The sequence below is a fragment of the Allobosea sp. TAF32 genome (assembly GCF_052113585.1).
Taxonomy (GTDB): domain Bacteria; phylum Pseudomonadota; class Alphaproteobacteria; order Rhizobiales; family Beijerinckiaceae; genus Allobosea.
In genome coordinates this window covers 302,828-322,745 of record NZ_JBFRDM010000006.1, presented here as the reverse complement: position 1 = coordinate 322,745, position 19,918 = coordinate 302,828, and the positions used below count along the sequence as shown (strand labels likewise).

22 protein-coding genes are annotated in these 19,918 nt (G+C 67.5%); 8 read left to right on the top strand and 14 right to left on the bottom strand.

Features of this window, described 5'->3' with window-relative positions:
• The first annotated feature begins 7 nt into the window (after positions 1 to 7).
• Both AB4Z16_RS15160 and AB4Z16_RS15155 read left to right on the top strand, forming a co-directional pair.
• Positions 8 to 553 (top strand): hypothetical protein, encoded by a 546-nt coding sequence (locus AB4Z16_RS15160; RefSeq protein WP_441512180.1) that lies wholly within the window; start codon positions 8 to 10, stop codon positions 551 to 553.
• Positions 554 to 664: 111 nt separating this feature from the next.
• Positions 665 to 1,474, top strand: a complete 810-nt coding sequence (locus AB4Z16_RS15155; protein WP_441512179.1) for an MBL fold metallo-hydrolase — start codon at positions 665 to 667, stop codon at positions 1,472 to 1,474.
• Positions 1,475 to 1,483: 9 nt separating this feature from the next.
• On the opposite strand, the gene AB4Z16_RS15150 is transcribed toward AB4Z16_RS15155, so the two are convergent.
• The gene (locus AB4Z16_RS15150) at positions 1,484 to 2,224 is read right to left on the bottom strand and encodes a 3-oxoacyl-ACP reductase family protein (RefSeq protein WP_441512178.1); all 741 of its coding nucleotides are present in this window, start codon (positions 2,222 to 2,224) and stop codon (positions 1,484 to 1,486) included.
• Between the two features lie 105 nt (positions 2,225 to 2,329).
• Between AB4Z16_RS15150 and AB4Z16_RS15145 the strand changes: the two genes are divergently transcribed.
• Positions 2,330 to 2,953, top strand: coding sequence for a TetR/AcrR family transcriptional regulator (locus tag AB4Z16_RS15145; protein ID WP_441512177.1), 624 nt, complete (start codon positions 2,330 to 2,332; stop codon positions 2,951 to 2,953).
• Between the two features lie 93 nt (positions 2,954 to 3,046).
• A complete protein-coding gene (locus AB4Z16_RS15140; RefSeq protein WP_441512176.1) occupies positions 3,047 to 3,361 on the top strand; it encodes a hypothetical protein in 315 nt (104 codons plus the stop codon).
• Between the two features lie 9 nt (positions 3,362 to 3,370).
• On the opposite strand, the gene AB4Z16_RS15135 is transcribed toward AB4Z16_RS15140, so the two are convergent.
• A complete protein-coding gene (locus tag AB4Z16_RS15135; protein ID WP_441512175.1) occupies positions 3,371 to 5,185 on the bottom strand; it encodes a monovalent cation:proton antiporter-2 (CPA2) family protein in 1,815 nt (604 codons plus the stop codon).
• Between the two features lie 129 nt (positions 5,186 to 5,314).
• Positions 5,315 to 6,325, bottom strand: a complete 1,011-nt coding sequence (locus AB4Z16_RS15130) for an aldo/keto reductase (protein WP_441512174.1) — start codon at positions 6,323 to 6,325, stop codon at positions 5,315 to 5,317.
• A gap of 156 nt (positions 6,326 to 6,481) precedes the next feature.
• Here AB4Z16_RS15130 and fliK point away from each other — a divergent pair, with 156 nt between their 5' ends.
• From fliK to mog, 4 genes are all read left to right on the top strand, one after another.
• Entirely contained in the window at positions 6,482 to 8,083 is a 1,602-nt protein-coding gene (fliK, locus tag AB4Z16_RS15125) for a flagellar hook-length control protein FliK (protein ID WP_441512173.1), read from the top strand.
• A complete protein-coding gene (locus AB4Z16_RS15120) occupies positions 8,080 to 8,370 on the top strand; it encodes an EscU/YscU/HrcU family type III secretion system export apparatus switch protein (RefSeq protein ID WP_441512172.1) in 291 nt (96 codons plus the stop codon). Before fliK ends, AB4Z16_RS15120 begins: the two co-directional genes overlap by 4 nt.
• Complete coding sequence (locus AB4Z16_RS15115) at positions 8,367 to 9,521, top strand: GNAT family N-acetyltransferase (RefSeq protein WP_441512171.1); 1,155 nt, start codon at positions 8,367 to 8,369, stop codon at positions 9,519 to 9,521. The genes AB4Z16_RS15120 and AB4Z16_RS15115 overlap by 4 nt, the downstream gene beginning before the upstream one ends.
• Positions 9,522 to 9,622: 101 nt before the next feature.
• A complete protein-coding gene (mog, locus tag AB4Z16_RS15110) occupies positions 9,623 to 10,156 on the top strand; it encodes a molybdopterin adenylyltransferase (RefSeq protein WP_441512170.1) in 534 nt (177 codons plus the stop codon).
• 150 nt (positions 10,157 to 10,306) lie between these two features.
• Here mog and AB4Z16_RS15105 read toward each other — a convergent pair whose 3' ends face one another.
• The 11 genes from AB4Z16_RS15105 to AB4Z16_RS15055 form a co-directional block, all read right to left on the bottom strand.
• A complete protein-coding gene (locus AB4Z16_RS15105) occupies positions 10,307 to 10,873 on the bottom strand; it encodes a glutathione peroxidase (protein ID WP_441512169.1) in 567 nt (188 codons plus the stop codon).
• A gap of 103 nt (positions 10,874 to 10,976) precedes the next feature.
• Positions 10,977 to 11,363 (bottom strand): response regulator, encoded by a 387-nt coding sequence (locus AB4Z16_RS15100; RefSeq protein ID WP_441512168.1) that lies wholly within the window; start codon positions 11,361 to 11,363, stop codon positions 10,977 to 10,979.
• An 11-nt stretch (positions 11,364 to 11,374) separates the two neighbouring features.
• Positions 11,375 to 12,472 carry a chemotaxis-specific protein-glutamate methyltransferase CheB gene (gene cheB / locus AB4Z16_RS15095; protein WP_441512167.1) on the bottom strand — a complete coding sequence of 366 codons (1,098 nt, stop codon included), beginning with the start codon at positions 12,470 to 12,472 and terminating at the stop codon, positions 11,375 to 11,377.
• Entirely contained in the window at positions 12,472 to 13,065 is a 594-nt protein-coding gene (locus tag AB4Z16_RS15090) for a chemoreceptor glutamine deamidase CheD (protein WP_441512166.1), read from the bottom strand. Before AB4Z16_RS15090 ends, cheB begins: the two co-directional genes overlap by 1 nt.
• The gene (locus AB4Z16_RS15085; RefSeq protein ID WP_441512165.1) at positions 13,062 to 13,943 is read right to left on the bottom strand and encodes a CheR family methyltransferase; all 882 of its coding nucleotides are present in this window, start codon (positions 13,941 to 13,943) and stop codon (positions 13,062 to 13,064) included. Before AB4Z16_RS15085 ends, AB4Z16_RS15090 begins: the two co-directional genes overlap by 4 nt.
• 3 nt (positions 13,944 to 13,946) lie before the next feature.
• Positions 13,947 to 15,764: a methyl-accepting chemotaxis protein gene (locus AB4Z16_RS15080; RefSeq protein ID WP_441512164.1), complete on the bottom strand. Its 1,818-nt coding sequence runs from the start codon at positions 15,762 to 15,764 to the stop codon at positions 13,947 to 13,949.
• Between the two features lie 65 nt (positions 15,765 to 15,829).
• A complete protein-coding gene (locus AB4Z16_RS15075; protein WP_441512163.1) occupies positions 15,830 to 16,345 on the bottom strand; it encodes a chemotaxis protein CheW in 516 nt (171 codons plus the stop codon).
• Positions 16,342 to 18,654, bottom strand: coding sequence for a chemotaxis protein CheA (locus tag AB4Z16_RS15070; protein ID WP_441512162.1), 2,313 nt, complete (start codon positions 18,652 to 18,654; stop codon positions 16,342 to 16,344). Before AB4Z16_RS15070 ends, AB4Z16_RS15075 begins: the two co-directional genes overlap by 4 nt.
• Positions 18,655 to 18,664: 10 nt before the next feature.
• Positions 18,665 to 19,024 (bottom strand): response regulator, encoded by a 360-nt coding sequence (locus tag AB4Z16_RS15065; RefSeq protein WP_441512161.1) that lies wholly within the window; start codon positions 19,022 to 19,024, stop codon positions 18,665 to 18,667.
• 5 nt (positions 19,025 to 19,029) lie between these two features.
• A complete protein-coding gene (locus AB4Z16_RS15060; protein ID WP_441512160.1) occupies positions 19,030 to 19,311 on the bottom strand; it encodes an STAS domain-containing protein in 282 nt (93 codons plus the stop codon).
• Positions 19,312 to 19,433: 122 nt separating this feature from the next.
• On the bottom strand, positions 19,434 to 19,901 hold the full coding sequence (locus tag AB4Z16_RS15055; protein WP_441512159.1) for a response regulator: 468 nt from the start codon (positions 19,899 to 19,901) through the stop codon (positions 19,434 to 19,436).
• Between the last annotated feature and the right edge of the window lie 17 nt (positions 19,902 to 19,918).

Sequence of the window (19,918 nt, the reverse complement as noted above, 5' to 3'; positions counted from 1 at the left end):
ATCCGAGATGTCAGATTACGATGGCAAGGCGATGATCGAGCTGCGGCTGCGCGACGGCGCGCAGCTCTTCAACAGCCTCGACCCTTTCCCCTTTCGCGAGGGCGACCTCGCGGCCGAGGCCGAGGGGTATATTCTCGATTGGGCGCGCGACCTGCCAAAGGACAAGCCGATCGCAATCGTGATCCATCTCGAAAAGCCCGATGCTCCCGACAAGCCGCTGCCGGACCTCGCCACCGCCATCACCCGCTGGTTCGCAGGCCGGGCGAGCGCCGAAACCCGCGCATTGCACGAGCTTTTCCACGACGGCCGCCTCGCCTTGATGATTGGTTTTGCCGGGCTCGCCGCCTGCCTGTCCCTCAGCTGGCTGCTGACCCAGGACAGTGAAGGCCCCTTCGCGCGCGTCTTCCGGGAAAGCCTGATCATCATCGGCTGGGTGGTGATCTGGCGCCCGGCCGAAATGTTTCTCTACGACTGGGTGCCGATCCTGCGCCGCAGAAAGCTCTACCGCCGCCTCGCCGAGGCGAATGTCGAGGTCAGATTGCCCGAGCAGTGAAATGCGTATGGCGGGCCGCGTCTCGGCGCCAGTTCACAAAACCGCCAGAGCGCTTCCAACGGCCCGCCATTTGCCTGATCGTCGCCGGAAAAGGGAAAGCAGGAGCGTGCGATGAATCTGTCGAGCCCCTTCGCAGCACTGGCATTTGTCGTCGCCGCTATCGCAGGTTTCATCCCCTCGGCCACCCGCGCCCAATCCGGCGAGCCGGGCTGCCGCCCGGAGATGGCGCGCCTTGGCCTGCCGATCCAGCGCGTGCAACTGGCCAAGGACGAGGTGCGGCTGACCTTCGTCGGCCATGCCACCTTCCTGATCGAGACGCCCGGCGGGGTGAAGATCGCGACCGACTACAACGACTATGTCCGTCCGCCGGTGACGCCCGACATCGCCACGATGAACAAGGCGCATGCGACCCACTACTCGAACCATCCCGACCCCGGCATCAAGCAGGTGCTGCGCGGCTGGGACCCGGAGGGCAAGGGCGCCGCTCATCACGACGTTACGCTGGGCGACGTCCGCGTGCGCAATGTGCCGACCAATATCAGGACCTATGACGGCGGCACCGATTACGACGGCAACTCGATCTTCGTCTTCGAGATCGGCGATCTCTGCATCGCCCATCTCGGCCATCTGCATCACCCGCTCGAACCCGGCCATCTGCGCGCGCTCGGCCGGGTCGATGTCGTGCTCTTCCCGGTCGATGGCAGCTATACACTTGACCAGGAGGGCATGATCGAGGTGCTGAAATCCCTTCAGGCCAAGATTATGATCCCGATGCATTTCTTCGGCGGCGGTACGCTGAACCGCTTCCTCGCCCGCACGCAGGATCTCTGGCCGGCCGAGCGGCGCGAGCAGCCGGCGATCACGTTGAGCAAGGCCACATTGCCGGCGACGCCCACCGTGATCGTCCTGCCCGGACATTAGCTCTGGGCGTCAGGTGTTCACCCCACCATCCACTGCAAAGCCCGCGCCGGTGAGGAAGCGCCCTTCCTCGCTGGCGAGATAGGCCACGGCGCCGGCAATATCCTCCGGCCTGCCATAGGCGGGAATGGCCATGCGCGCGAGCTGCGCCTCGGCACGCGGGCCGTTGGCCGGATTCATGTCGGTATCGGTCGAGCCGGGATGAACGATGTTGACGGTGATGCCGCGCGGGCCGAGATCGCGCGCCAGCCCCTTGGTGAAGCCGATCAGCGCCGCCTTGCTCATCGCGTAGAGCGTCACGTTGGGTTCGACCACTCTATCGGCGAGGCAGGACCCGATCGAGATGATCCGCCCGCCCTTGCCGAGATACGCGGCGGCCGCCTGCGAGGCCAGCACCACCGAGCGGATATTGACCGCAAGGGTCGCGTCGATGTCGGCAAGGCTCCATTCCGCGACCGGCCCGCCGCGATAGATGCCGGCATTGTTGACGAGGATGTCGAGGCCGCCGAGCGCCTTCGCCGCCTCGTCGACCGAGCGCTTCACGGCGGCGGGATCGGCACTGTCTGCGGCGATGGCGACGCCCTTGCGCCCGAGCGCCTCGACCGCCTTCACGACCTCGGCCGCCTTGTCGGCGGAGCGCTCATAGGTCAGCGCGACATCGGCGCCCTCGCTTGCCAGTCGCCGGGCGATGGCGGCGCCAATTCCACGGCTGCCACCGGTGACCAGGGCGCGCTTTCCAGCAAGGCGGGACATGGCAAACTCCATTTATGTGATGATCGATACACAAATGGGTGACGCGCTTGCCTCACGCCGTCAAGAGAAATATATAACGACCGACACAGAAATTTCGGAGATGGAATGGCGATGGCGGAGCGAGGGCGGCCGCGCAGCTTCGACCGGCAGTTCGCGCTGCAGCGCGCCATGGAGGTGTTCTGGGATCGCGGCTATCAGGCGGCGTCGATGAGCGACCTCACCGGGGCGATGCGCATCAATTCGCCGAGTCTCTACGCCGCTTTCGGCAGCAAGGAAGAGCTCTATCGCGAGGCCATCGCCCATTTCGCCGCGACGGAGAGCGACGACATTCTCAGCCCCTTGCAGGACGCGCCGACCGCGCGTGCGGCGCTGGAGGGTTATCTCATGGCCAGCGCCGAGACCTTCACCGGGCCCGGCCGCCCACCCGGCTGCATGGTCGTGCTCTCGGCGGTCAACGCGGTCGGCGTCGGCGAGGAAACCAGCCGCATTCTGCGGGAAATGCGGGCCGGCAGCGTCACCATGATCGAGAAGCGGCTGATCCGTGCGGTCGCGGAAGGCGAGTTGCCCGCTTCGCTCGATCTGCGGGCCCTTGCCAGCTACTACGTCACCGTCCAGCAGGGCATGTCGATCCAGGCCCGCGACGGCGCCTCGCGCGCGATGCTGGAAGCGATCGTACAGGGCGCCATGGCGGCATGGGACGGCCTGACCCGGCCGCGCACTGCAGCCTGAGCATTCGCGTTAACGCCTCGCTGAGGCTGATCCGAAGCTTCGCTTGCCCTTGCGGCAGATCGCGACATCCTGCCGGCAACCGGGAGATCGCCCATGCGCCGCGTCGCCGCCGCCTGCCTGTTCGCCGCCGCCACCTTCCTGCCCGTTCAGGCGGAAGCCGCCGGGTTCCGTGGCGGGCGCGGCAGCGCCGCCACCAAGACCAGCCGCAGCGTTGTCATCGTCCCCGGTGCAGCCGCCGCCAATCGCGCTCAGGCTGCGGAGACCGGAAAGCCCGAGCGGGTGCCCTTCCCGCCTTCCGACACGCCGCGCGAGGAACCCGTTCTGCTGCGCCTGACCGCCAATGAAGGCAACCAGAAGCCCTGGTGCCGGACCGATGTGGTCGTCGGCGGCTTCTGCATCCTGAACTGAGCCCCGCCCTCAGGACTCCCCACCGATATCGTCCGGCAGATTCGCCGGGATCTGGCCGGGCCGCTTCGGCTTGGTCAGCGGCGTCGGGACTGGCGCGTTGTTCCTGAGCAACTCCCGCCCGGAGTAGAGATCGCCTGCCAACTGCAGGTCGAAACGCTCATCGTCGCGCCGGCGCACATCAACCTCGATCGCCTCGGCCTCGTCTTCGGGAACGCCGAGGCATTTCAGCAGGGCCGTGCCGAAGACCATCGCCGATTCGAAGGTTTCCCGGATCTGATACTCGACGCCGGCATGGACAAGATCGAGCGCGTGCCCCCGATCATAGGCCCGCACGAACAACTTGGCGTGCCCGAACTCGGCCTGCGCCAGCCGCACGATCGCATCCGTCGTCTGCTGCCGGTCGACGCAGACCACGATCACCTCGGCCCGCTCGGCGCCAGCGGCTTGCAGGATGTCGCGCCGGGTTCCGTCGCCGTAATAGAGCTTGAAACCGAACTGCGACGCGGCCCGGATCATCCCGACATCGAAATCGATGATCGAGACGCTGATGCCGCGGGCGAGCAGCGCCTGGCTCGCAACCTGGCCGAAACGGCCGAAGCCGACGATCAGCGCCTGCCCCTTCAGCCCGTCCGCCACCTCGATGCCGTCGAGATCGGTCGGTGCCGCAGGCATGAAGCGGTCGAGCGCCAGCGCAAGCAGTGGCGTCAGCGCCATCGAGATGATCACGGTGCCGCTCGCGATGGCGGTGGTGCGCGGATCGAAGATGCCGGCGGCGGCAGCCGCCGCATAGAGCACGAAGGCGAACTCGCCGCCTTGCGAGAACAGCGCGACGCGCGTGATCGCCTCGCGCCAGTCCGAGCCGAAGAGCTTGGCGACGATGAAGATGCCGAGCGCCTTGACCGCCATGAAGCCGATGACGGCGGCCAGGACGAGGCGCCATTCGCGCGCCACGACGCCAAGATCGAGCGACATGCCGACGGCGAGGAAGAAGAGCCCGAGCAGGATGCCGCGGAACGGCTCGATATCCGCCTCAAGTTGATGCCGGAACGTGGATTCGGAAAGGAGCACCCCGGCGAGGAAGGCGCCCATCGCCATCGACAGGCCGCCGAGTTGCATGGCGAGCGCCGAGCCGAGCACGACGAGCAACGCCGCGGCGGTCATGACCTCCCGCGCCTCGGCCGCCGCCAGCACGCGGAACATCGGGTTAAGCAGCCAGCGCCCGGCCGCGATCAGCCCGCCGAGCGCGCCTGCCGCGATGGCGAAAGAGACCCAGGCCTGCCCGCTGCCGCCCCGCTGCGGCGACAGCAGCGCCACGATCGCAAGCAGCGGCACGATGGCGAGGTCTTCCAGCAGCAGGATCGAGACCGCCTTCTGGCCCTGCGGCGTCGAGGTCTCGCCGCGCTCGTTCAGCATCTGCATGACCACAGCGGTCGAGGACAGAACGAAGCCCATCGCCGCGATGAAGGCGACCTGGGGGCCGAGGCCGCCAGCCATGCCGAGCAGCGTGAGGAGGAAGCCGCAGGTCAGAACCTGCGCGATGCCGAGCCCGAAGATGCTGCTCCTGAGGCCCCAGAGCCGCGAGGGCTGCATTTCCAGCCCGATCACGAACAGGAACATCACCACGCCGAATTCGGCGATGTGGAGGATGCCTTCCGGATTCGAGAACAGGCCGAGGCCGAAGGGGCCGATCACGATCCCCGCGCCGAAATAGCCGAGCACCGAGCCGAGCCCGAGCTTGCGGAAGACCGGCACGGCCACGACCCCGGCGCCGAGCAGCGCCACGACCTTGACGAGGTCGCTCGTCAATCCTGCCTCGGCAGCCATTCGCCTTCCCTTCGTGGCGGGCTCGACTGCGGCCCGCCGTTCAAACCTAGCGGGCGCGCCGAAGGTTCAACAAGGCGGTTGTTCGATAGTAACGCAGCGAGCCACGCGGGCACGCCCATCCGGTCGGTGTCAGCCCGCGCGGCTGGTCCGCCCTTCCAGCGGATAGGCCGGATCGGAATAGCCGGGCGTCGAGGGGTGGCCCGGGGGCACGAGGCCGTCGACCAGCGCCTCGTCCTCGCTGTCGAAACCCGCATCGACCGCCGCGAGATAGGTCTGCCATTGCTCGAAGGTGCGCGGCCCGGCGATCGCCGCCGTAACGAAGGCGTTGTTAAGCACCCAGCGCACCGCGAACTGGATCGGCGTCAGCCCCTTCTTAGCGGCATGCTCCTTCAGCGTCTGGGCGATGGCGAGGCTCTCCTCGCGCCATTCCGCCTGCATGATCCGCTTGTCGCCGCGGCCGGCGCGCGTGCCCTCTGGCGGCGCCTCACCAGGCGCGTATTTCGCCGTCAACACACCGCGCGCCAGCGGCGAATAGGAGGCGACGCCCAGCCCGAAATAGCCGCAAGCCGGCAGATGCTCGACCTCGGGCATGCGGTTCATTGCGTTGTAATAGGGCTGGCTGACGACCGGCCGGTCTATGCCGAGCTCGTCGCAGAGCCGGCAGATCTCGGCCAGCCGCCACGCCCGGTAGTTCGAGACGCCGAAATGCCGGATCTTGCCCTGGCGGACGAGATCGGCAATCGCGTGCACCGTCTCCTCCAACGGCGTCTGATGATCCTCCTTGTGGAGGTAATAGATGTCGATCGTCTCGGTGCCGAGCCGGCGCAGGCTGTCCTCGCAAGCGCGCATCATCCAGCGACGCGACAGCCCGCCGCTCATCGGCCCCGGCCCCATCGCACTCGCCACCTTAGTCGCCAGCACCCAGTCATGGCGATTGGGGGCGATGGCGCGGCCTGTGACCTCCTCCGATCGCCCCTCATTGTAGACATCGGCCGTGTCGATGAAATTGATGCCGGCCTCGCGAGCATTGTCGACGATGCGACGCGAGGTCGCCTCGTCGGTCGGTCCCCCGAACATCATCGTGCCCAGGCATAACGGCGAGACCTTGAGGCCGGAACGGCCGAGGCGGCGAAAATCCATGGCGATCATCCTACGGATGGGGAAGCGCCGAGCCTGCCGCAGCACTACCCCCGACGCCAGTGCCGACGGCGCAGGCGCGCCCTGCACGGCACGGCCAACAGCAAGGAAACGCTTAATCTTTCGTGACAGGATGAGTCGTCGTCACATGGCAGCCAGATGAACCTCGCCCAGCTCGTCCAGAGCCAGACCTTTGCCACCCTGCTGCACGCGCTCGAATCGGCGGGTGAGCTGACGGCCGGCCGGACGGTGCAGGCCAGATTGCTCTCGCTGGAGACGGACGGCACGGCAACGGCGATGATCGGCGACGGCAAGGTCGCGCTCGTGCTAGCGGGCCCCCAGGCCAAGCAGGCGGAACTGCAGCCGGGAGCCACCCTGCTGCTGCGGCTGGACCCGCCCGAGCAACCAGGCGGCGATCTACGCGCCACCCTGGTCGAGGTGCGTCCGCCCACTACGTCGCCTGCCCCCCCGGCCGCCTCGCAGCCGACCGTCGCATTTCCGGCGCCCCGAACCGGCGTGCCGCTGCCGGCCGGCAATACGCAGTCGATCGCTCCGGCACCGACCGCGCCGCCTTTGCCGCCGGCCACCAGCCAGCCGCCGCTTTCAGGGCCGGCAGCCATGCCCGCCTATACGACCGTTTCGTCCGCCGGCAGCCCGCTTGCCGCCCCTGCGTCGGTGGCCGCGCCCGGCATCGCCACGCTGCCCCGAGCGCCTTCGCCACCGCCGCCAGCTGGCCCCGCCATTCCAAATCCCGCCACGGCGCGCAGTCTCGCCGGGCCGCTGCTCGGCTCCGTGCTGCAGACCCAGGACAGCCTCGCTCCGCTCTTCGCCAACCTGCGCGGCCTCGCGCAGGGTTCGATCGCGCTGACCTTGCCGAAGCCTCTGCTGACGGCGATCGACCGCGTGCTCGCCCAGGCGATACCGGCCGAGCGCCAGCCGGTCACGGCGCAGCGGCTGAAGGAGGCGTTCCAGAGCTCGGGTCTCTTCACGGAGGCTCGCCAGGCCAGCGGAGCGCCCGCCCCGCGGCAAGGCGATCTCAAGAACGGCCTCCAGGCGCTGCGCGAGACGCTGCTGCCGATCATCGAGAGCCTGTCGCCCGGGCCGAGGGCGAGCCAGCCGGACCGCTCCGCCGCTGCGCTCGCAACCGACCGGCCCTCCGACAGCCCGCCGGGCGCCACGGCGGACAGCGCCAGCCGCACCGCTCCGCCGCGCCGCGATGGCCCGCTGCTACCACAGGCAGCCACCGAGCCAACGCTTTCGCCGGGCGAGAAGCCGCTCGCCATCGTCGAGACGCTGCTCGATCAGGCCGATGCGGCGCTGGATCGCATCAAGCTCACCCAATATGCCTCGCTGCCTCTGGACCAGGCGCGGCACGACAGCAGCCAGCCGGCGCAGCGCTGGCTCGCCGAGATCCCGATCGCCTTCCAGCACGGCACAGCAATCCTGCCGCTGCAAGTCGAGCGCGAAGCCCCGCGGCGGGATGTCCAGGGTATGAGCCCGCCCCTCTGGCGTATCCGCTTCGCCCTCGATGTCGAGCCCATGGGGCCCCTGCAAGGAGTGGTCACCTTGCAGGCACGCGATGTCGGCGTGACGCTCTGGGCCGAGCGCGAGGAAACCAGCCAGCTTCTGCGCGGTGCCGCGCCCGGTCTCGAGAGCGCTTTGCTCCATGCCGACTTCAGCAGCGGCGCCATCGATATCCACACCGGACAGCCCCGTGTGATGCAGCCGACGGCCGGCCAGTTTCTGGATCGCCTGTCATGAATCCGCAGCCGCCCCGCATCGCCGTCGCGCTCGAATATGACGGGCATGGCGCACCGCGCGTCACCGCCAAGGGACGCGGCGAACTGGCGGAGCGTATCGTCGAGACCGCGCGCGAGCATGATGTTGCGGTGGAGCAGAACGCTATCCTCGCTCAGGCGCTCTCGGCCGTCGAACTCGACGACCAGATCCCGGAAGAACTCTATCGCGCGACGGCCCAGGTGATCGCCTTCGTCCTCGCATTGCGCGGCGAATGGCGCCGGCCGAACCGCGACGGCCATCGATCTTGAGCGGCATCGTCGTCAGGCGCATCGGCCCAGCCGCTTACGCGGAGCTGGGGCCGGCTTTCGCGGAACTCGCCGATCATGCGGCCGAGCCGAATCCACATATGGCGCCGGCCGCCGTCAGCGCGGCGACCCTGCTCGTCCCCGAGGAGGAGATCATCGTCCTCTGCGCCTGGTTCAGCGAGGCGCTCGATTTCGAGCGGCTGGTCGGTGTCTGGGCCTTCAAGCGCGTGCGGGGCTGGCGCAGCGGTTTCGCCGGCGCCCTCGCCGCGCCGCTCGTGCCGCTCTACGAGGTCTCTTCGCTGCCCGTGCTCGACCACGACCACGCGGCGGAGGCCGCGCGGGCGCTGATGCGCTATCTCCTGGCCTCGCGCGACCTGCCGCATGCGCTTCTGCTGCCGCTGCTGCCACTCGACGGCCCATGCTATGCCGCCCTTTCGGAAGCCAGCCGCCAGACGGGCAGCCGGATCTCGATCTACGAGCGCTGGACCCGGCCGGTGATGGTCCCTCAGCCCGGCGACGATTTGGAGCGCTATCTGCGGCGCTCGCTCGGCTCCAGCTACAAGAAGCGGATGCAGCAGTTCCGGGCGGTGGCGAAGCATGGCGCGCTGACCTTCCGCCGCAGCCGCGGCCCCGCGGCGCTCGAGGCGCTCGAGGCCTTCCTCACGCTCGAAGCCGCGGGCTGGAAGGGCGCGGCCGGGACGGCAATCGCCTGCATACCGACGGACGCCGCCTATATCCGCCGGATGGCCGAACTCTTCGCCGAGGCGGACGCCCTCCAGATCGATACCTTGCTGCTCGACGGGCGCGTGCTCGCGATGGGCCTGCTCGTCGAGAGCGGCAACCGCCGTCATTTCCTCAAGATCGCCTATGACGAAGCGCAGGCGCGCCATTCGCCTGGCCGCACCCTCACGATCGCGATGCTGCAGGCCGACCTCGCCGGTACGCCACCCGCATTCTTCGACAGCGGTGCCGGCGAAGGCGTCGATGCCGGCACCTATGCCTGGGGCGAGCGCCGTGAGATGGGCAACGTCATCATCCGCATTGGACCCGGCCGGCCCAGCCCGGCGCATATCGCGGCCTTCAGCCGGATGTGGCTGCGACGCCTGCGGGAGGCCGCTCGAAGCCGATCTGACCGAGTATCTCCTTCCAGATAGTCTCAAGGAGCGGGAGCGGGGAGAGTTCGCAACGCCGCCCATGCGCTTGACCGCCCTTCCCGCCGGCCGATAGAGCCGCAGTGCTGCGTTGGAGACGCCCGATGACCGTTGTCGCCCGGATTGGAATTGTCACGGTCTCGGACCGCGCCTCGGCCGGCGTCTATGCCGACGAAGGAGGCCCCGCGATCCGCAGCTACATGGCGAAGGTGCTGACCTCGCCCTGGGAAGCGGTCGAGCGCGTCATCCCCGACGATCGCAAGCTGATCGCGCAGACCTTGACCGAGCTTGCCGACCGCGAGGGCTGCTGCCTCGTCGTCACCACCGGCGGTACCGGCCCCGCCCCGCGCGACGTTACGCCGGAAGCGACCGAGGATGTGATCGAGAAGCCGATGCCGGGCTTCGGCGAGCTGATGCGGCAGGTCAGCCTCGCCAAGGTGCCGACCGCAATCCTTTCGCGCCAGACGGCCGGCATCCGCGGCAAGACCCTGATCGTTAACCTACCCGGCCGCCCCCGTGCCATTGCCGAATGCTTGGACGCAGTGATGCCGGCGATCCCCTATTGCATCGACCTGATCGAAGGCCCCTATCTGGAGACCGACCCGGCGGTGATCACCGCGTTCCGGCCGAGGAAGTGATGAGCGAACAAGCCCTGCGTCATGCTCAGGCTTGCCCCGAGCATCTCCTGCCGAAAGAGGCTCCGGCGTCTTGTTCTGGCGGAGGTTCTCGGGTCTACGCTTCGCTTCGCACGAGAATGACGGCGCTGTGCTAGCCGGAACCGCTGAAACTCAACCCGCCACCAATTCCCGCCCGATCGCCTGGACGAGCTGCGGGGAGAGCGGATCGGTCGCCGCCGGGAAGCCGCCGATCAGCGTGCCGTCGCGGCCTATCAGATATTTGTGGAAGTTCCACCGCGGCGTCTCAGCCGGCCGCTGCGCCGCCGCCCAACGATAGAACGGGTGAGCCTCCGGCCCACGCACGACGGTCTTCTCGACGAAGGCGTAAGTCGCGCCATAGCTCTCATGGGCGGCCTCGGCGATGGCGGCGCCGTCCAACGGCTCCTGCCCGCCGAAATCATTGCTGGGCACGGCGACGAGCATCAGCCCGCGCGTCTGATAACGCTGCCAGAGCTGCTCCAGCGTCGCCATCTGCCCGGCATAACCGCAGCGTGTCGCGGTATTGACGACGAGGATCGGCCGGTCGCGGTAATCAGACAGGGCAAGTCGCCCCCCGCCCGGCCGGTCGAAGCCGAAGGCGTGCGCTCCTGCGAGCGATTGCGCGAGAGCCCCGCGCGACATGACGCCAGCCGCCATGGCGGCTGTTCCAGCAAGCACTCCCCGCCGCGACACGCTCATGGTGCTTCTCCATGCCATCCGACACGCCAATCATGCCCCAAAGCAAAAAGCCCCGCAGCCGGTCGGCGCAGGGCTTTGCTTCACGATGGCGCTATCAGGAGCCTCAGCAGGAGAGAACCTTCTTCACCCGCACCTCGAGGTCGCGCAGCTCGTAGGGCTTCACGACGTAATGATCGGCGCCGTTGCTGGTCGCCTCGTCCATTTTGTCGACCGAGCGCTCCGAGGTCGCCATGATGATCTTGATCTGGTTGAGCTCCGGCACGGAGCGGATGGCGCGCAGCAGGTCGATGCCGCTCATGCCTTCCATGTTCCAGTCGAGCAGCAGCAGATCGTAGCGCTTCTGCTGCATCTTCATCAGCGCCTCGCGGGCGTTCTCTGCCTCGTCGATGTCCTGAAACTCGATCTGCTTCAGGAAATAGGTCGCCAGGCCGCGCATGCTCTTCTGGTCGTCGACCACCAGGATGCGGAACTCGCTTCTGGCCTTTGACATAACTTTGCTCCTTACGCGCTCCGCAGATTCGGGCGCTCGCCGATCAGCTGCCCGACCGCCGCGCCGATCTGGCAGAGCGGAACGACTCTGTCGGCGGCTCCCATCTCGAAGGCCGCTTTCGGCATCCCGTTTACCACGCAGGTCTCACCACTTTGGATTAAAGTTTCGGCGCCTGCTTTGCGCATAGCTAACAAACCGTCAGCGCCGTCGCGCCCCATGCCCGTGAGCAAGATGCCGATCGCATGCGCTCCGAGGCTACGCGCGACCGAATGGAACATGACGTCGACCGAGGGCGAATGGCCGCTGACCAGCGGACCCTCCTTCAGGACGCAGACGAACTCGCCGCGCCGCTCCTCGATTTCGAGATGCCGCAATCCCCCCGGCGCCACCACAGCCGAGCCGGGCCTTAGCCGGTCGCCATCCACAGCCTCGCGCACATCGAGGCCGGTCGCGGTCGCGAGCCGTGCCGCGAACTTTGCCGTGTAGCCCGGCGGCATGTGCTGGACGACGACGACCGGCAGCCGCAGATGGGCGAGGTCGCGCATGACCGTCTGCACGGCCGGCACGCCGCCCGTCGAGGCGCCGATGGCGATCAGCGAGGTCTTGCCGGCACGGGCCGGTTCCTTCGGCGGCGCCGGGCGCGCCGGCGCAGCGATCTGCGCGATCTGACGAGCGGCCGCGATCATCTTGCGGCTTCCCGCCGCACGTTGCAGCCCCGCGACCAGATGCTTCATGAAGCCTTCGAGCGTGTGGGTCGTGCCGTCCGGCTTTTCGATGAAGTCGATGGCACCGAGCTCGAGCGCCTGGATTGTGTTGTCGGCGCCCGGCCCGCCGAAGGCCGAGACGATCAGCACGGGCAGCGGGTCCTGCTTCAGCACCCGTGCCAGCAACTTGAGGCCGTGCCGTCCCGGCAGTTCGAGATCGAGCGTGACCACATCCGGGCGCAGTTCCTGGATGGCGTCCCAACCCTCCTCGGCGCTGCCGGCGACGCCGATCACCTCGAAGCCCGGCGCAGAATCGATGATCTTGGTCATCAGCTTCTGCATCAGGATGGAATCGTCGACGACGAGAACCTTGACCGGCGCAGCGGACGACGTCGGCATGCTCATTACCAGACCTCCACTTCACCAGCCACGGGCTGAGTCTTGAGCCGGTTGAGATAGGCGATTTCCTGCTCGTGGCCGCTGTCCCGCGCCGTCGGCTGGACATGCTGCACCCAGGCCCGTCCCGTCGAGGGCTGGTAGTGGATGCGCCGCGAGCGCGTGCCGCCGACATCCCGCGAGACGACGGGTATGCCCTCAACCTTCAGGAATTCGTTGACGAAGGCGATGTTGCCGTCGCCGATCGCCAGCATGGTCGCGCCCGAAAGCACGCGCGCCCCGCCGAAGACCTTGGCCTCGAAATTCTGGCGCCTCGCCCCACGCTTAAGCAGGTCGTTGATCAGAACCTCCATCGCCGTATCGCCATAGCGTTCGCCGGCGCTGGGGTCGGCATTGCCGTTGTTCTTCGGCAGCAGGAAGTGGTTGAGCCCGCCGACGCCGATCTGCGGGTCGCGCAGGCAGACCGAGACGCAGGAGCCGAGCACGGTGGCGACGATCTCGTCCTTGGCCGAGGTGATCTCATGTTCGCCTGGAGCGACGGTGATAATCGTCGCCTCGAAACGCGGGTCGAAATAGCGGCGCGAGGACCGGGAAACGCTCATGCTGTCCTCTCGTAGATCGTGCGTCCGATCAGGCGCAGATGCTGGTGCGGTTGCGGCAGCGATTCCGAATGGCCGAGATAGAGGAACCCGCCCGGCGACAGCAGCGCTACGAACCGATCGAGGATCGAGGCCTTGGTCTGCGTATCGAAATAGATGAAGACGTTGCGGCAGAAGATCACGTCGAACGGCCCGCTCATCGGCCATTTCTCGATGAGATTCAAACGCTTGAAGGCGATCAGGCGGCGCAGATCCTCAGCGATGCGCGCCTCTGCGCGCCCCGCTCCGCCTTCCAGCTTGAGCAGCGGCTTCACATCGGCGGGCAGCCGCTCGAACAGCTCCGCCGGATAGATCCCCGCTTCGGCCCGAGCCAGGATGTCGGTGTCGATGTCCGTCGCCAGGATCTTGAAATCGAGGTCGCCACGCGCGCCCATCACGTCGCGGCAGGAGGCCGCGATCGAATAGGGTTCCTCACCCGACGAACAGGCCGAGGACCAGATGCGGATGCGCCCGCGCCGGCCCGCCCGCTCCTGCAAAAGCCGCGGCATTACCTCCTTGCGCAAGTGATCGAAATGGTGACGCTCGCGGAAGAAGGCGGTGTGATTGGTCGTCACCGCGTTGATCAACTCGGGCAACTCGCCCGCCGCCTGCGGCGTCTTCAGGAAAGCGCAGTATTCGGCCACCGAGCTCAATCCAAGCGCCTTGACGCGGCGCGCCAGCCGGCCGCGCGTCATCGCTTCCTTATGCTCGCGGATGACGATACCGGCTTGCTCGTAGACCAATGCGGCGATGAACTTCATGTCGTCGCGCGTCAGGCTGATGTCGGCCATTGCGGGCTGGAGCGACGGCACCATGCTCGGGAGCGATGTCGGTCTGGACATGCCTCAGCCTCCCGCCCGTGCGCCAGCGGCAAGGCGGCGAGGCTGCATGTGCGGCGGCAAGCGCTGTTCGGCCGGAACCGGTGCAGGCACGGCGCGGCGCGCGCGCGGCGGTTCGCTGCGCACCGGCACGCTGGCGAGGCGGAGCGTCTCGACGATCTCGCTCAACGTAGCGGCTTGATCGGCGAGTTCGCCCGCCGCCTCGACGCCGCGCCCGGCGAGCTCGGCATTCGCCCGGATATCCTTGTTCACCTGCGCCACGCTGCGACTCATCCCTCCCATGCCGCGCGCCTGCTCGGCGCTCACGGCGGAAATCTCGGCGACCGTCTCGGAAACCTTGCTCACTGCTGCGGCGATGCGGCCGAGCGTCTCGCCGGTCTCGCGCACGAGGCCGACCCCCTCGGCGACCTGCCCGTTCGAGGTCGCGATCAGCCCCTTGATGTCTTTTGCGGCCTGGGCCGAGCGCTGCGCCAGCGACCGCACCTCGGAAGCGACCACGGCGAAGCCCTTGCCGGCGTCGCCGGCGCGCGCCGCCTCGACCGCTGCGTTGAGCGCCAGCAGATTGGTCTGGAAGGCGATCTCGTCGATCACCCCGACGATCTCGGCAATGCGCAGCGAGGAACTCTCGATCCGTTCGATCGCGCCGACCGCCTTGGCAACCACGCTCCGGCCTTCCTGCGCCACGCCCATGGTCGTGCCGGCGAGCTCGCTGGCCTCGCGGGAACGCTCATGGCTCCGTCCGACCGAGGCTGCGATCTCGACCGCCGCTCCCGATGTCTCGCCCAGTTCGCCGGCAACCTTCTCGGTCCGCGCGGCAAGGTCCGTCGCCACGCTGTTCACGTCGATGGCGACATGGCAGACGGAGCCTGCCGTCGCGCGGATCATTTCGATCCGCTCGTCGAGCAGGCCGAGCGCCTGATTGAGCTCGTGCTGGAGCCGGCCCAGCCGGCCGGAGCGGTGGCCTGCCATGCGGCGGGTCAAATCGCCTTCCGACAGGGCCTCAACCACCGCGTCGATATCGGCGAAGGTCTCGTCCAGCTGGCCGTTGATCCGGTTCATGCCCTCCGCGATCCGGGCCACCGTTTCGGATTTGCCCTGAGCGGCGATGCGCCGCGAGAAATCGCCTTCGATGGCAGCCTCGATCAGCTGCGAGATTTCCTGGGCAACAGCCAGCTCGTCGGTCAGTTCGTGCCAATCCACGGCCGTCCCGAGGCTGCGCCCGTCGGCGGCCTCGACGGCCGTCAGGGTCAGGCAGACGATCCGGCGGCCGAGCGTCAGGCGAACGGAGGGGCCGGTCGCCAGGCGGGGCTCGGCCCGCACACGTTCCATCACGCGCCCGAGCATGTCCTTGGCCGAGCAACCCGGAAACGCCGCGCGAAAATCCTCCTGCGCCTCGGCGAAGAAGCGCAGAAGCCCCTTGCTGGCATAGATGACGCGACCGTCCGGATCGCAGATCATGACGCTGGCGCGGCCATGGTCGAGGACGGAGCGCAGGCGGACCGCTTCCTGCGCCCGCTCCTGCAAGCTGGCGAGGACACGCGACAGCTCTGCGCATTCGTGGCTGCCGCCGGCCTTTGGCAGAACCAGATCGACGTCATCCACCAGACCCGGCGCGATCCGCGACAGGCTCGCGACGGATCGGCCCGCGCCCCAGGCGGCGAAGCCGCCGAGCAACGCCACGGCCGAGACCGCGAGAGCTCCCATGACAGGAGTTCCCGACGCCGCCGCATAATAGGCGAGCCCCCCGGCAAGTGCCGCGGAACCGGCGGCGGTCAGCGGCTGGCTGACCGAGAGTCGCGAAAAGGGGCCGAGCGCGCTGCCCATAGGACCTGTCGTTTCTTGTTCTGGCCCGCCTGGACGCTACGCTCGGGCTATGTTTTGAAAGCTGTTCAGGCGGCGCGGCTGGTCTTGAGCTGCACTTCGCCGCCACCACCGTCACGGATGACCGCCGCCAGATCGAGCAGCGCCACGATGTCGCTGTCGAGCAGGACGAGGCCCTCGATCAGGCCGTGCTCGTCGCGCTCCAGGTCAGGAGCAGGGCGAACCGCGGAAACCGGGACATCCACGATGTCCGACACCGAGTCGACCAGCAGGCCCGCGGTCTTGTCCTCGACATCGACGACGACGATCACATGCGTGGCTGAGGCATCGGTGACGCCCATGCCGATCGCGGTACGCAGGTCGTAGACGGCGAGAATCACGCCGCGCAGATTGAGCACACCGCGCACATGCGGGGCCGCATGCGGCAGCGGGGTCGTCGCCTGCCAGCCCTTGATCTCGCGGACCATGCCGACATCGATGCCGAAGGTGCGGTCGCCGACCTTGAAGGTGACGATCCGCCTCGCCGCCGCTTCCGGCTGCGCAGACGAGAAGTGCTTTTCGCCGAGTTGGAGGGTCATGGTCATCCAGCCATCTTGAGATCTGTCACGGGAGTTCGGCCGCCGGACGCGGCGAGCCGCAGCATGGAGTCGATATCCAGGATCAGGGCGACGAGGCCGTCGCCGAGGATCGTCGCCGCAGAGGCGCCGTTGACGGTGCCGTAATTCGCCTCGAGGCTCTTCACGACCACCTGTTGCTGGCCGACGATCTCGTCGACCGCGATGCCGACATTGTTGCCGCGCTCGTTCTCGGCGATGATCACGATGTTCTCGTTGGGCGTGCCGATCGAACCCATTACTTCGCCGAGGCGATAGAGCGGCGTCACCTCGCCGCGCCAGCGGAGCACCTCCTGGCCGAAGGGCAACCGCTCGATCGGTGTCGAGGCGAGATGCTGGGTCTCGATGACGGAGGCGATCGGGATGACGTAGCGGTCGTCGCCGCAGCGGATCACCATGCCTTCCAGAACCGCGAGCGTCAGCGGCAGCGCCAGCGTGAACTTGCAGCCGCGGCCCGGCTCGGAATCGACGCTGATGCGTCCGCCGAGCGACTCGACGTTGCGGCGCACGACGTCCATGCCGACGCCGCGGCCGGAGATGTCGCTGACCGCTTCCGCCGTCGACAGGCCGGCGGCGAAGATGAGCTGGTCGATCTCCTCCGGTTGCAGCCTTTCGTCGGCGCCGACGAGGCCGCGCGAGCGGGCCTTGGCCAGCAGCCGGTCGCGGCCGATGCCGCGCCCGTCATCGGTGACGGAGATGACGATGCGGCCGGCGCGATGCTCGGCGATCAGCTTGATCGTGCCCTCGCGCGGCTTGCCCGCGGCGACGCGCTCGTCCGGCGTCTCCAGCCCGTGATCCATCGAATTGCGGATCATGTGGGTCAGCGGATCGGCGAGCTCTTCGATGATCGTCTTGTCGACCTCGGTGTTCTCGCCTTCCAGTACGAGACGCACTTCCTTGCCGAGCGTCTGCGCGAGCTCGCGCACCAGCCGCGGCATGCGTTGGAACACTGCCTTCACCGGCTGCGCGCGCACCGCCATGACATGATCCTGCAGCTCGCGCGTCTGGCGGGAAAGGGTCAACATACCTTCGGCGGTCTTGGCGTAGACGTCGTAGGGCAGCGAGCGCACGCACTCGACCAGCATCGACTGGGTGATGACGATCTCGCCGACGAGGTTCATCAGCTTGTCGATGCGATCGAGATCGACGCGCACGCTCACAGCCTGGCGCTGGCGCGTCGCTTGGTCATTGGCCGGAGCCCGCGCGGCCGTGCGGGCGGCGGCCGGCACTTCGGCAGCCGGCGGGGCGGCGACGGCAGGCGCCTCGACCGGCGGCATGGCCGGTGCAGACGCGACATCGGGCTGGCTCGCAGCCTCGGGCATCGGGCCGAGTTTGGCGAGGATCGCCGAGAGATCGGCAGCGACCGAGCTTGGAACCTCGGCCTCCGGAGTCTCTTCGACGATGGCGGCGGCTTCGAGCGCCTCGATCTCGAATTCCTCGTTCGCCAGGCTGAAATCGAAGCGCCCGTGCAACTCCTCGACCGACAATTCGGTGCGCAGATCGACCTCGAAGCGCATCCAGCAATCGGTGACGTCGAGGGTTTCGAGCGACGGCACCTGGCTGAGATCGCAGCGGATCGCGACGACATCGTCCGCCGGCAAGGAGGCGAAGACGACGCGCGGCTCGATCACGCGGCGGAACAGATCGTTCTCCGGCGTGATGCGCAGGCGCAGGTCGCGACCCGCCTTCAGGGCGACGGGCGGCGGCGCGGGCATCGCGGCGGGCTCGTCATCCCAGCCGTCGTCTGCAGACGCGGTTGCAGCTGTCTTCGCCTCGACCATGGCAAGGAGGTTACCGAGCGCGGCGATGCCGAGAGGCGCATCCTTGTCCGCAGCAGGGACGGCAGGCGCGGAAACGGGAACCGAAGCGGCCGGAACGGGCGCAAGCGCCAACGCCACCGGTTCCTTGCCGACCTGCTCTAGCGCTGCCAGCAGATCCGGGCGCTCGGTCGCGGGCTCGTCGCTGCGCGCGGCCGCGACCAGATCGGCCACGGCATCCGAGCAGCGCAGGAACAGCGTGAAGGGTGCATCTTCGATCGCGACACGGCCCGACCTCAGATGGTCGAGCGAGGCCTCGAAGACATGCGCGAAGCCGACCAGCTCCGTGCAGCCAAAAGCCCCTGCCCCACCCTTGATCGAATGGATGGCGCGAAAGGCGGCGTTGACATCCTCGGGATCGACGGAACCCTCGTCGAGAGCCTGGAGCTTCTGCTCCAGCGCGCCGAGGAGTTCTTCGCATTCCTGGAAGAAGGTCTGCTTCAGTTCTGCCAACGGATCCATCGGCCGACCTTCAGTTCTGGTAGCGCGCGACGAGGCCGAGCAGCGTGTTGGGTTCGAAAGGCTTGACCATCCAGGCGCTGGCGCCGGCGCGGCGGCCTTCCGCCTTGATCTCGGCTCCGTTCTCCGTGGTCAGCACGATGATCGGCGTGTTCTGCCCGGCGGCCCGCGAGCGGCAGGCGCGAGTGAACTCGATGCCGTCCATGATCGGCATGTTGAGATCGGTGATCACGAGATCGGGCTTGAACTGGTCGAATTTGTTCAGGCCGTCCTCGCCGTTCTCGGCCTCCGCCACTTCGTGACCGGCGTTGCGCAGAGTCAGGCTGAGCAGGCTGAGCAGGGTCTTGGTATCGTCGATGGCCAGGATTTTCATGCCTGTCACTCCAGAACGAGAGCGCTGTGAGCGGCATCGAAGCCGATCGCCCGCAGGGATTCGCGGCATTCCGAGGAGGCCACCTTGAGCGTGACCGAAAGCCCCCGCGCCTTGGCGCTGGCGGCTGCGGAATGAAGGAGCTGGATCCAGAGGCTCGGCAGCGGCCCGGCTTCCGCGCATTCGACGGCGACGCTTTCCTTCTGCTCCAGCGCGACGAGCAACTGGTTGCGAAAGGTCGCGGCCTCGGAACGGCCGAGGAAGGGCGGAAGCGAGACGGTGATGACCATGAAGGGCGATCCAGGATTGCCCGTGGAGCATCACAACAAACTGGTAAAAACTTCGCTAAATGGCGCGAGGCCCGTCAACACTCGTGACGTTTTCGCGACGATGGCGCGGCGGCCGGCCCGGCTCAGAACATATTGTTGCTGATCGCCCGCGGCACCAGTGTGATCTTGCCGTTCGTCTCCCGGTATTTTCGCGGCATGTTGATGATCCCCGACATATGCAGCCAGAGATTGTTGGGCGAGATCGGCTTGGTGATGATCTCATGCGCGCCGAGCTTCGCTGCCTGGAGGATCGAGCGCCGGTCCGGCCGCTCCATCATCACCAGCACCGGCGCCTTGGCGAAGGGCGAAGTCTTGAAGGAGCGGATCGCGGCCAGGCATTTCACGCTGCCGCCATCCGGCAGATCCCAGTCGAGAATGACGATGTTCGGCTGCTTCTGAATGAAGGTCGTGGCGGCCGAGGACAGATCCGGCGCCTCGAAGATGCGATTGAGCTGCGTCTGGTACAGCATCGTGCGGACGATCCGCCGATAATGCGGGCTCGGGTCGATGAGCAACACCGACAGGTTCGGGAAGGAAGGCGCGATATGCATGGCGCTCGCTCGGGTAC